Genomic DNA, 13199 nt, shown 5'->3' on the forward strand with positions numbered 1-13199 from the left:
TAATAAGCCCTACACAAATTGGGAGATATATCATGAAAGGCTGGCTTTTTCTTGTTATCGCAATAGTTGGCGAAGTAATCGCAACATCCGCATTAAAATCTAGCGAGGGCTTTACTAAGCTTGCCCCTTCCGCCGTTGTCATAATCGGTTATGGCATCGCATTTTATTTTCTTTCTCTGGTTATGAAATCCATCCCTGTCGGTGTTGCTTATGCACTCTGGTCGGGACTCGGCGTCGTCATAATTACAGCCATTGCCTGGTTGCTTCATGGGCAAAAGCTTGATGCGTGGGGCTTTGTAGGTATGGGGCTCATAGTTAGTGGTGTAGTAGTTTTAAACTTGCTTTCCAAAGCAAGTGCCCACTAATAAACTCAGTCATCTAACAAGTCGTTGCAGCACCGCTCCAGCACTTCGTGCCTGCGCTGGACAGTTTTTAAGTCGCGGCTTTATGGTTTTGCTGCGCAAAAGTATTCCATAAAATCACAACTTAAAAACTGCCGCTGAACTCGGCGTTGAACGACAGCTTTCCCAAAAGCTCTACGGCTGCTCTGGGTCGACACCGGTAATCGGATCGTTGCCGCACTGAACAGCGCCCCGTTCCAGGTCGCCTCCATTTATGCGGCTGAACCGAGGGAGAGCAGCTTTACGCCGTCTGGCCGCAGTTCGCCCTTGGGCGACACGTGCCGGTAGAGCGTCTGCCGGGTAATCCCGAGTTCTTCGCAGAGATCGCCCACCTTGGTTTCCGGTTGCCCCATGCTGGCCATCGCCAGGCGTAGCTTGGCGGCGGTCATCTTGAAGGGGCGCCCCCCTTTCCTGCCGCGAGCGCGCGCCGAGATAAGTCCAGCGACTGTTCGCTCGGAAATCAACTCACGCTCGAACTCGGCCAGCGCGGCAAAAATACCGAACACAAGCTTGCCGGCGGCAGTCGTCGTGTCGACCGCCGCACCGTGACCGGTCAGGACCTTCAGGCCCACGCTACGCGCAGTTAGGTCGTGCACGGTGTTGATCAGGTGGCGCAGATCACGGCCAAGCCGATCGAGCTTCCACACGATCAGCGTGTCCCCTTCACGAAGCGCCTTCAGGCAAGCAGCCAACCCTGGGCGATCATCGCGCCTGCCCGAGGCCAGATCCTCGTAAAGGTGCGCAAGGCTCACACCAGCGGCGATGAGCGCATCGCGTTGCAAATTGGTGGACTGGGATCCGTCCGCCTTCGATACCCGCATGTAGCCGATCAGCACCTTTTCACCCGTCACGTATACGTTCGATTATGTGACAGTGTGAGCCGGAAAGCTCTATCCGTCAAAATTTGTCACTTAACCCGTCATTTTGTTTAAGACATGCAAAGGGTGCATCAGGCAGGTAATGTGACAGAAATTCCGGCGGGATGCCTTCCTTCACGAAGGTGGCGCGCAACCGTTCCAAGGAAGCGGGATCGCGCCGACCATAGGAAGCCAACGCGAACAGCGAGCGTGCCGTCTCGGGGTTGTGTCGCGCTTCAATGATGGCCTCGTCGATGGCCTGGACTGCACGCTGCCAGTGATTGATGGGCTCGGGCTTCGGCGCTTTCGTCGGCAGGCCACTGGTGAACCCGGTTTGGGGCTCGGACCAGAATAGCTTTGCCTGCTCGCCTGGCGGGCTGATGTCCCTCACCTCAATCAAGCTGATTGCCGTTGCCGCCGCCTCCAGCATCTGTAACCGTACTATCGGATTCAGGGTTTCATACGGTCGCCACAGACTTTGCCCAGCACGCAGCGGATGCCCGCAGCCTTCCCAGACTTGGCGGGGATACCCCGCGCAGGTTCCGCACGCGGAAAGCGGGGTGTTCAGCTCATCGAGCAGCGTGCGAAGAAGTCGAAACCACAATCCGGCGTGGATGCGTCGGCGCGGCAGCTCCACGTGACCGGTTGTCAGTGCCTGCCAGGTACGCTGGTCCATCGCCGCAATCGCGTCGCTGGCGGTGCGCGGTTCGGCGTCGGCGTTCTCCCAGCCGAGAAACCGCCCTGGCACGCCCCAATAGGATTCCAGCCAGCAGCCATGCAGCGGGCAGCTCAGCATCAGGGGCAGCTTCCACGCGAGCAGTACGGCTTGGTTCTCCGGATCGCTCAGGCAGAGCGGACAGGCGCGGTTTATCGGCTGGCTGGGCAGCCAGGCACGCCAGCTCGTGATGGATCGCGTCTTACGGCGGAGTCTTGGCAGCAACACCGAGAGCTGAAACGCATAGGTTTCCAAGGCGTCTGGAATCTGGTCATCAAGGCTGTCCAGTAGCCAAGGCACCCATCCGGCGAAACTCATACAGCGCAGCCGGTCCAGCTCGATGCCGCTCCGCTGGGAAAGCAACGCCAGCAGCGAGAGTGGTGGCGCGGTGTCCAGGTCATCGACCTGGGGTCTCCTCGTTTTCAGTGCAATAAGTGACGGTACGCAAAGCTAGCACTGGCGCGGGGGTGGTCTGGGTAGACCGTTGATTTCATTGACTTTCCTGTTCGCTTTGTAAACGGGTATGGTGGCCTCCCACTTTTGAGGTTCACGATGCAGGGTTGGCACACAACGTTTTTGGGGATGCGTGGGCTCCCCCGCGATATCAGCGACTTCGAGATGAAGGCATTTTTCACCTTCGATGGTGCCGAGCGCGACGCAATCAATGCACGCCGAGGTGATTCCCACAAGCTTGGTCTGGCGCTCCATATTGGTTTCCTGCGCATGAGTGGGCGTTTGCTCGGTGCCTTTCGGGTAATTCCAGTAGCCTTGTGGCGCCACCTTGGCAACGAGCTTGGCATTGCAGCACCAGAAGTCGCCTCGCTGAGAGCCATGTATGAACGCGGGCGCACGCTATTCGATCACCAACAAGTAGCCTGCACGGTCCTTGGATTCCAGTGGATGAGCGAGCACCAGCGCCGCTCACTGGTACGTGAACTGCGCGACGAAGTGGCGCGCTGCGCCGACCGCGATCAGCTACTCGTGCGGGCGCGTCAATGGCTGTACAAGAACAAGCTGGTGATCGTGCACGAGCGGGCAATTCGGACACTGATTGCGGCGGCACTTGCCCAGCTTGAAGTTGAAACAGGCACCGCCATCGCCGCCAGCGTTGATCCAGCAACACTTGATCGCTGGCGAGCCTCAGTTTCAGAGCTGCGCCCAGATGGACAAACCCAGCAGAGTTGGCTATGGGCTGCACCGGCGAAACACTCAACCCGCCAAATCAGCGAGGTACTGGAGCGCATCGACCTGCTTTACACGCTGGACGTTCATAAGCACCTGGCAGACATCCCCGATCTCATCTTGCGCCGCTACGCGCGCCGACTTGTCTCCAGGCCGCCCTCAGCCGGAGCCAAGATCAAAGAGCCAGCGCGCACCGTGGAGGTCGCATGCTTTCTTCGGTATTGCCTGTTCACCACCACAGACCAGTTGATCCTTATGGTGCAGCGCCGGATCGCCGATCTGTGGCGTCAGGCTGCCGCCGATGTCCCCGCTACCGTCAATTGGGCCGCAATGTACAAAACGCTGCTCGGCGAACTTGTTGCCTTGAGCGCGCAAGGTGCGGTGCCAGATGCTGAGTTGCGTGCCCGTCTTGAAGCCTTGATCACCGAAACCCAGAAACGCAAACCACCGAGCAGGGCCTCCCTGGTCCGCGAGGGATTGATTGATGGAATTCGCCCCGTGCGGTCGTTGCTCGTCGCCATTGCAAAGCTGCCCTGGCAGGCCACCGGCGAGCATCCTGCCATCGAGTACCTTGCCAAGCTGCAAGCTTTATATCTCAAAGGATCCAGAAAGCTGCCAGTTGAAGTGGTGGCACCAAGTCTGGGAATGATCTGGCAGGTTTCGATCTCCAGCCCAGACCGGGAACGGGCGTTTCAGGCGTTGGAGGTGGCCACCCTGTTTGCCCTGCGCCGCGCGGTGCGCAATGGCTCGGTCTGGATTGAGCACAGCCTGAGCTTTCGGGGTCGTGCGCGCTTGTTCTTCACGGACGAGCGTTGGCAGGCAGAGTCCAAGAAACACTATGCCCGTCTATCGTTACCCAGCAAGGCTGCCACTTTCTTGAAGCCTTTGCTGGCCAGAGTAACTGCCGGTGTCGATGCGGTGGCCGCTGCAGCCCGCAGTGGCGTACTGCGCGTGGATGATGAACTCCATTTGTCGCCATTGCCCGCAGAGGACGAAGACCCAGAAGTGACCAAGCTGCGCGCGGCTTTGGATCACCGCATCGGTGAGGTTCAATTGCCGGAAGTGATTCTGGCCGTTGACGCCCAGGTGCGCTTTAGCTGGATCATGCTCGGACGTGAGCCGCGCTCTACCGACGAGCTGCTGATGGTCTATGCCGGCATCATGGCCCACGGCACCAGTCTGACTGCGGTCGAATGCGCGCGCATGATTCCGCAATTGTCTGCCACCAGCATTCGCCAGGCCATGCGCTGGGCGCGGGACGAACGGCGTCTGAGCCAGGCCTGCCAGGCTGTGCTGGAATTCATGCAGCGACACCCGATTGCCGCCACCTGGGGGCGGTCCGATTTGGCATCTTCTGACATGATGAGCATGGAGACCACCAAACGGGTGTGGCAAGCCCGGCTTGATCCTCGGCGCAACACACCTTCCATTGGAATCTACTCCCATGTAAAAGACCGGTGGGGCATCTTCCATGCGCAGCCCTTTGTGCTCAATGAGCGCCAGGCGGGCGTGGCCATTGAAGGTGTCATCCGCCAAGAAAAGCTGGAGACCAGCCAGCTTGCTGTGGATACCCATGGCTACACCGACTTTGCCATGTCACATGCCCGTTTGCTTGGTTTTGATCTTTGCCCGCGGTTGAAGGAACTCAAACAGCGCCACCTCTTTGTGCCACGCGGCACCAAAGTGCCCGCAGAAATCGCTGCGGTGTGCGAAGCCAATGTCGACGTCGCTTTGATCGAAAAGCATTGGGATAGTCTGGTGCACCTGGCAGCCTCGGTCATGAGCGGACATGCCAGTGCGGTGGCAGCTCTTGCGCGGTTCGGTTCTGCCGCCCAGGGCGATCCAATCTATGAGGCTGGCGTGCAATTGGGGCGGTTGCTGCGTACGGCGTTTTTGGCTGACTACTTTGTCAAGGACGCTTTCAGGAACGAGTTGCGCCGGGTGCTCAATCGGGGCGAGGCTGTTAACGCCCTCAAGCGCGCCATTTATACCGGCCGGATCAGCCCGGCGCAGGCCAAACGTGTCGATGAAATGCAGGCTGTGGCCGATGCGTTGAGCCTGATGGCCAACATCGTGATGGCGTGGAATACCTCACAGATGCAGGCGGTCCTGGATCGCTGGTCGAACCGCCGCCAGGTCATTCCACCGGAACTGATCGAGAAGATTGCGCCCACCAGGCTGGAGAGCATCAACTTGCGGGGTGTGTTTCGCTTCCCGGTTGACCGCTATGCTGACCAAATCCTGCCTTCGCGGCCAAATGCATCGATAACTGGCACCAATGGATGAAACCGACCACGGTTTGACGCCACGAATCGCAGATTTGAAAGTGAACAGGAAAGTCAATGAAATCAACGATCTACCAACACCACCTCCGCGCCAGTGCTAGCTTTTCGTACCGTCACTTATTGCACTGAAAACGAGGAGACCCCGACCTGGCCGTGACCAAGATCGTGCTCCAGCAGGTCGGGCTCCTCCATGTGATAGCAAAGGGCCACGCGGTTGAGCCATGAGGACAGCGCCTCGCCTTCTTTCGGGGCGGGATGCAGCGGCCAGCGCGGCGCAGGCTTCACATCAGTTCCCGCTCGAATTGCCGCCGCCGCTCGCTGGGTCCGGTGTAAACGGCCATGCTGAGTGTGCGATGGTTGATCGCTTCCTCGCCGCTCTCCACGGCGACGATGGCCGCCGCCATCAGCAAGTGCGCCAGTTCCCCTATGGTGCCCTCGCTGCGTGTGAGCAGGTAGCGAGCCATGTCCAGCGTGGCAATTGGGGAAGGCCGGCGCAGCGGGAGCGAAGCGGCGAAGCTGGCCAGCAGTGAGCAGCAATCGTCGTTGGCCTCCCATACCGGCAGCATCATCGGCTCGAAGCGATTTTCCAACTGGTCATCGGAGCGGATGGCTAGGTAGGCGTCGCGCGTGCCTACCCCAACCAACGGGATGCGCAGTTCGTTGCCGAGGAAGCGCAGCAGGTTGAGGAATTCCCGGCGGTTGACGCTGTTGCCGGCCAGCACGTTGTGCAGCTCGTCGATCACCAGCATGCGCACGCCGACCTTGCGCAGCAGTGCCAGAGCCAGTTGCTCCATTTCCGGCAACCGTGGGCGTGGGCGCAGCGGCGCGCCCATCGCGGCGAGCAGCGCGACGTAGAAGCGGATCACGGACGGCTCGGACGGCATCTGCACGACCAACACCGGGATGTGCTCCTGGTCGGCGTCGGAGCTGGCCGGGTGGGTGCGGCGGAACTTCTCGACGATCATCGACTTGCCATTGTTGGTCGGGCCAACCAGCAGCAGGTTGGGCATGCGTTGCTTGTTTGGCCACGCATAAAGGGCTTCCAGCCGGTTCAGCGCCTCGACTGCGCGCGGATAGCCGATCCAGCGGTCGGCGCGAAGGCGCTGGATGCGCTCGTCCGCCGGAAGACGGGCCAAGCCCTGGGCCGCCGGCAGCAGGTGGGACAGGTCGATGATGGGATATTCGTCCACGGCTACCACTCCTCAATCTGGTCGAACGGTTTGGCGGGTGGCAAGTTGTCTGCCTGCGGGTCGGCAATATCCGTATCCGGCGGAACGGGCTTGTCCGGCCGAGCTGATGTCTTGAGGTGCTGGCGGCGATCCGCGTCACGCCGCGCCTTGCGTGTGGCCTTCTGCGCGCTGGTCACAATCTCACGCATCTGGCCGATCATGCGGAACAGCGCCGACTCATCCACCTGTTCGCGCCCTTGCTGCCGCAGTTTCGCCAGCGCCTGCCGTTGTTCCCAGAGGGTGACAGCCGGATGCGACAAGGTACGGTAGGGAATTTCCAGGTAATGCTGTCCCTCCGGTTCCAGGACCCAGATACGGCTGATGTCGCGCGGATCGCGCCGGATCAGAAAGGACGGCCAGCGTTCACGCCGCGCAATCCACGGCTTGAGCGCATCGGCGTAGTAGTGGATGTGGTCGATGACAAAGCCGGTGCGGGTCAGCGTGCGCCGGAGGATCGGCAGAAAATCGACCAGGAACGAAGTAGCGCGTGTGACGACGGCCGGTACGCCGACACGCGCCACGGCCTCGGCCCAGCGCGCGGCCGGCGGTTGGAGCAGGCCGTTGTGCACCGAACCGTGGTAGGTGCCGACCGCCAATGTGAGCCAGCGCTCTAGCTCGCGCAGCGTCAGGGCGGCCTTGTTTTCGGAATCGTAGTCGCCGCGCTGGTCAGGGTTGGAGAAGGTCGTTCCCGGCAGTTCGTCGTGAATCATCTGCATCGCCGTGCCGATGATCCGTTCCACGATGCCGCCATAGTGCGGCTGTCCCAGCGGGCGATAGTCCAGCCGGATGCCATGCTGCTCGCAACCCCGGCGCAGGGCCTCGCTCTTGAACTCGGCCGCGTTGTCTAGGTAGAGCAGCAAGGGCTTGCCGCTCATCTGCCAATCCATTTCCACGTTCAGTCCTTCCAGCCAAGGGCGCTTGTCGCAGGCGACATGCACGAGGCACAGGCCAACCGAAACGGCAGACGGCGCTTCCAGCGTGACGACCATGCCGAGCACGCAGCGGGTGAACACGTCGATGGCGAGGGTCAGGTACGGGCGGCCAATAGGTTGCCGGTCGCGGTCATCGACCACGATCAGGTCGATGACCGTATGGTCTATCTGCACCTGCTCCAGCGGCGCGGTCACGGCAGGAGGCTCGCCGCCCACACCTTGTAGGTCACGAGCGGCATCCTGGCCTTCCCGCCGGCGGATGACCTTGCGCGGGTCAAGGCTAGCGATCCGTAAGGCCACGGTATTGCGCGCCGGCACTCGCAGTTTTTGAGCCTTGCACACCTGAGTGACTTCGCGGTGAAAGGCCGCTAGGCTGCGCTTCTGCTTGGTCAGGAACCGCTTTTGCAGTAGCTCGTGGATGACGCGCTCGACCGGTTCCGGCAAGCGCCCCTTACCTTTACCTCCACCGGACTGGCCGGGCACCAGATCCGTCACGAGGCCGCTGCCTTGCCGGGCACGCCGGATCAGAACGTATACCTGGCGCCGAGACAAGCCCAGCGCCTGAGCCGCCATATCGGCCGCTTCGTGCCCGACCGTCTCCGACTGCGCCAACGGACTGATGATCTCCGCACGACGGCGCGCACGCTCCCAAGCCTCATCAGGCAGAGTGGCCACGCCTTGTTCTGGAATCCGTGGGGTGTCCGTCGCCATGCTCACCTCGCTTTGGTGCACACGAGTATTGAGCATAGTCGAGATTGGTGCAGATCACTTCTGATATTGAACTGTCAGGAGCTGGCTGCACAACAGCCATTACGCCCAATCAACTGGTGCAGTCGTCTTCTGAAAATGACAGCCCTGCTTGACATCAAGTTAGGGTATAGCCTAGATTGACATGCGCGATGCAACCCTTAACTTGCTTGCACCTATCGTTTCCATGCTAGCTTTATCGTAACGCTAAAGAAATTGGGCTTAATGCCGAACACAATAAAATAAAACAGCCAACCCTTGAGGCTCTTATGCGCCAGAATTTACCAGTGACGGGTCGAAACTTAGAACTCCCAAAAGATGCCAATATTCTTTCGACTACCTCCCCTCAAAGCCATATCACGTACGTTAATCCTGACTTCATTAAAATCAGTGGTTTCACTGAGGAAGAACTATTAGGCCAGCCTCACAACATCGTAAGACACCCAAATATGCCGCCTGCTGCATTTGAGCATATGTGGAGTACATTAAAATCTGGCCGCTCATGGATGGGGCTAATAAAAAATCGCTGTAAAAATGGCGACCACTATTGGGTAAGTGCTTATGTAACGCCAATAGCTAAGAATGGTTCGATTGTTGAATACCAGTCTGTAAGGACCAAGCCTGAACCTGAGCAGGTTTTGGCTGCGGAAAAATTATATGCTCAATTGAGAAGCGGGAAGGCCGCGAGGCCGAAATTGGCTGCTAGCTTTTCCGTGAAAATACTCTTGCTCATATGGGGTAGTATTATATCAAGCGCAATGGCTGCCGGCATGCTTACTGATACATCAATAAGCAGCTTATTGTTAGCCACTTTAATGTCAGGAAGCTTAAGCTCTGTTAGTGTTTTGGCTATTCTCTCTCCTCTTGGAAGACTGGTTGAAAGAGCCAGGAATATTTCCAATAACCCATTAAGTCAATCCCTCTACACTGGGCGCACCGATGAGTTTGGCCAAATAGAGTTTGCTTTACGAATGATGCAAGCTGAAACAGGCGCCGTAGTAGGTCGCATAGGTGATGCATCAAATCGGCTTAGCGAACACACCCGAGGCCTACTAAAGGATATTGAGTCAAGCAATCTACTTACAGTTGAGCAGCAGGCAGAGACAGATCAAATAGCAACGGCAGTAAACCAAATGGCGGCAAGCATTCAAGAGGTTGCGAGCAATGCACAGCATGCTGCAGATGCGGCCGTAAGAGCAGACACTGAGACGGCATCTGGCCAGCGTCTGGTAGCCCACACAAGCCAGTCAATCACTGCCCTTGAAGGTGAAATTAGGCAAGCCGCTCAGGTTATTCATGAGCTTGAAGGTCAAAGTAACGAGATATCAAAAGTTCTTGACGTTATACGAGGGATCGCCGAGCAAACGAATTTGTTGGCACTCAACGCAGCAATTGAGGCCGCGCGTGCTGGTGAGCAGGGGCGTGGTTTTGCTGTTGTCGCCGATGAGGTTCGCAGTCTTGCTGCTCGCACCCAGCAATCGACAACGGATATTCAAAGCATGATCAGCGCTCTACAAGAGCGAGCGCAATCCGCTGTTACAGTCATGGAGCAAAGTAGTCGGCAAGCGCACACGAGTGTAGCTCACGCAGAGGAAGCAGCTACAGCTCTTGATGGAATTGGCCAACGTGTTAACGAAATTACCGACATGAACTCGCAAATAGCGACTGCGGTCGAGCAGCAGGGAGCAGTAAGTGAAGACATCAACCGCAGTATTAACAATATACGCGATGCTGCTGATACCAATGTACAGACCGGGCAGAATAATTTGCAAAGTATGAAATCTGTCGCTCAGTTAACTAGCGCTCTGAGCGAACTGGCAAAACAGTTTTGGGAAAAACGAGGATAACGCTTTTCAGTATCTCGACAGGGATAACTTACTTTACCATCGGTTATCCCTTTTAGCCGCACAAATTTTAGCCATGGCTTTTCAGGAAGTCAGGGCTATCAGAATGGCCTTAGAAAGCCTAGTCAAAGAGCTGTCACGAGAACACCGTTAGCTTAGCGTACGATTTTTTCCGAATTCTGCGGTTCCCCCATTTACTTCCAATCAATCCAAAGAATTACCAGGCTTAGGCAAGCCGTGGGCAAATTTTTTGGCTGATAATTTCTCTGGATTTGGTTTAGATTACCATCCCGCAGTCGTCGGTTACGCAAAGGAATACATATCTCAAAAGCATCCATTGTTACCTGCAAATATAGTCATTGCAACCACAAGTAAAGCGCCAGAGATAGAGCCAGAACTGGACCGCCGTTTTATTATTCCAAATTTATATATCCCGTCTGGTGAAGATGCAGATGGTGAGGTCATTCGTCATACTGATGATTAATGAGATCAGATGTTTGTGGGAAGTAAAAGTCTGTTATTATGGATTTGGGTGCTTGAATCATTTTGGTTCGAGCATTTGCAAGTTCCAAAAAGACGAAAGCCCCGAATTATATATGACAATAATTCGAGGCAGTCTCCAAACGTAGCAATTTGATTCTGCCTCCTTTAACAAAAGGAGTCAAGAGGAATGACCAAGTTTGCCCTTATTAGGCTGATTGCCGTATGTATTACGGTTTTGTGTTTCTCTCTGCTAATGCGAGATAGGCTTTGCTCTTTGAGTGTAAGCAGCGGAAATACAGTGGTTCAAGCTACTCTTTCCTGTAACGAGTAGTCTTGTGGGGGAGTTATCTCCCCCACATTTCTCTTTCTTTTGCCATGTTCGGTGATGCAAGCACCCTTTTCAATGCCTTCCTGACGATCAACGCACCTTCGCAATCGGGAGGTCATTGACGTTTGTTGTATATTCCGGAGACAGCATGCCGCGCGTCATTCCCCAGGATGGGTCACATCCTTTTCCAGCAAAGCCAATATTGAATTTTCCAGATCGATTCATGTTATCCAATAGAGCCATCAACTCTTCACTTCTTTTAAAAGGTTTGGCGGTGGAAAAAAGGTCGAACTGAGTAACATTTGAACCGGAAAAATCAGACAGCATCACGCCTGCTCGGTGGTATTGATACCCTTCCCTCCAAATTGCCCCCAGAGCTTTAACTGCGGCATTAATGATATCTCTTGTGTCTGCGCTAGCGTACACCAGACGCTCAGTAGCCCGATTGCTATACAAAGGGCCTGGCGAATAATGGCTTGTGCCAAGGAATACACTGACGACGCCACACAGTTGCTTTTCAGCCCTCAATTTCTCACTCGCTCTCTCTGCATAGGAACAAATTGCCTGGTGCATTTCGTCATAGCATTGAACTTTTTTGCCAAAAGATTTCGAGGAAATAATTTGCTCTTTAACTTTTCGCACTTCTTCTATTTCAATACAGGACTCACCGTTGAGCTCACGAACCGTCCTTTCAACGACAACGCCGAAGGTTTTTCGGATCGTAGCGATATTAGCATCAGCCAACTCTAACGCGGTATTAATGCCCATCATACGCAGCTTGGCAGAAATGCGACGACCCACCCCCCAAATCTCATCAACCGGTAATAATGACATCAATTTTCTTTGTCTGGTTTTTTGGCTTAATTCGACTACGCCCCCGGTTTTGCTCCAGCGCTTTGCCGCATGATTAGCCAGCTTGGCGAGTGTTTTTGTCGGACCAAAACCAACGCCAATAGGAACATGTGCAATTTGCAAAATGTCTTTTTGGATGGCCCGGCCAAATTCCTCGTACCCCCCTAACCTTTTACTTTCTGGCACGATCAGAAAGGCCTCATCCATTGAGTATACTTCCATGACATCTGCAAAAGTGGATAACACAGACATAGTTCTGTCTGATACATCCTGGTACAAGGTGTAATTTGAAGAGAAGACTTGAACATTGTTTTTTTTAAAGAAATTTGCATTTTCAAAGTACAGAGCCCCCATTTTAATACCCAGCGCCTTTGCCTCCTTTGAACGTGAGATTACGATATGGTCATTATTTGCCAGAACAACAATAGGTAAGCCCTGGAGGCGCGGGTTAAAAGCAGACTCGCACGAACAATAAAAACTGTTAATGTCGCAGTGAGCAAACATCATAACGTTTTGTGAATAACGTAGGTCACAACCCCAAAGACGGTGAACTCAGCCCAATCAGCTATAGGAATTGGAGAAAAACTTGGGTTCATCGGGATAAGTGCTGGATACGGCGTTTTTTGGAGTTTTTTGATAGTAAATTCGCCATCTATGGAAGCGATGATAATGTTTCCGTCATGCGCCTGTAGGCTACTGTCTACGATAACAATGTCACCATCGCTAATATTGGCGTCGATCATTGATGTACCTGATACCCTCAAAAAATAGGTTCCCGCCGGGTGTGTTATTAATAATTCGTTTAAGTCTATGTTTTTTTTGGCGTAATCAGCGGCTGGGGAGGGAAAGCCTGCGGGAATGAGCGCCTCGAAAAAAGGCAGTTTTATCCCCGCTGGTAATTCACATAATGAAAATTGCATAACGCCACCTTTTGAATAACTGTAAATATATACAGTATTATTATTCAGGTGCGAATGATTGTCTAGTTGCTATTTTGTGATGGTATTCCGGTAAAGAATATACTCGCGATACAGAAGCATGATAAACCCACCCGCGACAAAGCCTGAAATGCTGCTCTGATATCCTTCTGGGGGGTGATAGCCTGCGATGGTAGCGAGTAAAATACAAGGCATACCAACCAATATAACGATTGTCCTTACGGCCTTTTGCCTGCCCATTAACATTAAAAAGGCAAGGCCAAGTATGAAGCCAAGCAATGTCGTAGCATCAACACCCAGACTAACAAGTCGGACTATGATTAAGGCGATTATAAATATTGCGATGAGCAGCTTATTTTTTTGGTTGCGGTACATGTAATGAATGAATTCAAGTAACCGCATCACC

At 54.9% G+C, this 13199-nt stretch carries 12 protein-coding genes and 1 pseudogene; 5 read left to right on the top strand and 8 right to left on the bottom strand.

Annotated elements, in window-relative coordinates:
* The first annotated feature begins 32 nt into the window (after positions 1–32).
* On the top strand, positions 33–365 hold the full coding sequence (qacE, locus tag SC428_RS18760) for a quaternary ammonium compound efflux SMR transporter QacE (protein WP_053515552.1): 333 nt from the start codon (positions 33–35) through the stop codon (positions 363–365).
* A 248-nt stretch (positions 366–613) separates the two neighbouring features.
* On the opposite strand, the gene SC428_RS18765 is transcribed toward qacE, so the two are convergent.
* Positions 614–1237 carry a recombinase family protein gene (locus SC428_RS18765; protein WP_003155741.1) on the bottom strand — a complete coding sequence of 208 codons (624 nt, stop codon included), beginning with the start codon at positions 1235–1237 and terminating at the stop codon, positions 614–616.
* A gap of 61 nt (positions 1238–1298) precedes the next feature.
* Entirely contained in the window at positions 1299–2405 is a 1107-nt protein-coding gene (locus SC428_RS18770; protein ID WP_053515549.1) for a TniQ family protein, read from the bottom strand.
* A 120-nt stretch (positions 2406–2525) separates the two neighbouring features.
* Here SC428_RS18770 and SC428_RS18775 point away from each other — a divergent pair, with 120 nt between their 5' ends.
* Positions 2526–5441 carry a Tn3-like element IS1071 family transposase gene (locus SC428_RS18775; protein ID WP_015061186.1) on the top strand — a complete coding sequence of 972 codons (2916 nt, stop codon included), beginning with the start codon at positions 2526–2528 and terminating at the stop codon, positions 5439–5441.
* 143 nt (positions 5442–5584) lie between these two features.
* Here SC428_RS18775 and SC428_RS18780 read toward each other — a convergent pair.
* The 3 genes and pseudogenes from SC428_RS18780 to SC428_RS18790 form a co-directional block, all read right to left on the bottom strand.
* Positions 5585–5725: pseudogene (locus SC428_RS18780) on the bottom strand (TniQ family protein); the annotation flags it as partial.
* Entirely contained in the window at positions 5722–6630 is a 909-nt protein-coding gene (locus SC428_RS18785; protein ID WP_003155746.1) for a TniB family NTP-binding protein, read from the bottom strand. The pseudogene SC428_RS18780 and the gene SC428_RS18785, both read right to left, overlap by 4 nt.
* A 2-nt stretch (positions 6631–6632) precedes the next feature.
* Positions 6633–8312: a Mu transposase C-terminal domain-containing protein gene (locus tag SC428_RS18790; RefSeq protein WP_000179844.1), complete on the bottom strand. Its 1680-nt coding sequence runs from the start codon at positions 8310–8312 to the stop codon at positions 6633–6635.
* A gap of 305 nt (positions 8313–8617) precedes the next feature.
* Between SC428_RS18790 and SC428_RS18800 the strand changes: the two genes are divergently transcribed.
* The 3 genes from SC428_RS18800 to SC428_RS18810 all read left to right on the top strand — a co-directional run bounded on the left by SC428_RS18800 (position 8618) and on the right by SC428_RS18810 (position 11006).
* Positions 8618–10195 (top strand): methyl-accepting chemotaxis protein, encoded by a 1578-nt coding sequence (locus SC428_RS18800; protein ID WP_067423937.1) that lies wholly within the window; start codon positions 8618–8620, stop codon positions 10193–10195.
* 247 nt (positions 10196–10442) lie between these two features.
* The gene (locus SC428_RS18805) at positions 10443–10676 is read left to right on the top strand and encodes a hypothetical protein (protein ID WP_210790443.1); all 234 of its coding nucleotides are present in this window, start codon (positions 10443–10445) and stop codon (positions 10674–10676) included.
* Between the two features lie 186 nt (positions 10677–10862).
* On the top strand, positions 10863–11006 hold the full coding sequence (locus SC428_RS18810; RefSeq protein ID WP_072035187.1) for a Hok/Gef family protein: 144 nt from the start codon (positions 10863–10865) through the stop codon (positions 11004–11006).
* An 87-nt stretch (positions 11007–11093) separates the two neighbouring features.
* Here the strand turns inward: SC428_RS18810 and umuC are convergent, their stop codons facing one another.
* The 3 genes from umuC to SC428_RS18825 form a co-directional block, all read right to left on the bottom strand.
* Positions 11094–12359 (bottom strand): translesion error-prone DNA polymerase V subunit UmuC, encoded by a 1266-nt coding sequence (gene umuC, locus SC428_RS18815; RefSeq protein WP_210790451.1) that lies wholly within the window; start codon positions 12357–12359, stop codon positions 11094–11096.
* The gene (umuD, locus tag SC428_RS18820; protein WP_042847304.1) at positions 12359–12775 is read right to left on the bottom strand and encodes a translesion error-prone DNA polymerase V autoproteolytic subunit; all 417 of its coding nucleotides are present in this window, start codon (positions 12773–12775) and stop codon (positions 12359–12361) included. The genes umuC and umuD overlap by 1 nt, the downstream gene beginning before the upstream one ends.
* A gap of 69 nt (positions 12776–12844) precedes the next feature.
* A complete protein-coding gene (locus SC428_RS18825; protein WP_042847307.1) occupies positions 12845–13195 on the bottom strand; it encodes a hypothetical protein in 351 nt (116 codons plus the stop codon).
* Between the last annotated feature and the right edge of the window lie 4 nt (positions 13196–13199).

Origin of the sequence: Providencia sp. 2023EL-00965, assembly GCF_033550225.1 — a bacterium.
GTDB lineage: Bacteria > Pseudomonadota > Gammaproteobacteria > Enterobacterales > Enterobacteriaceae > Providencia > Providencia manganoxydans.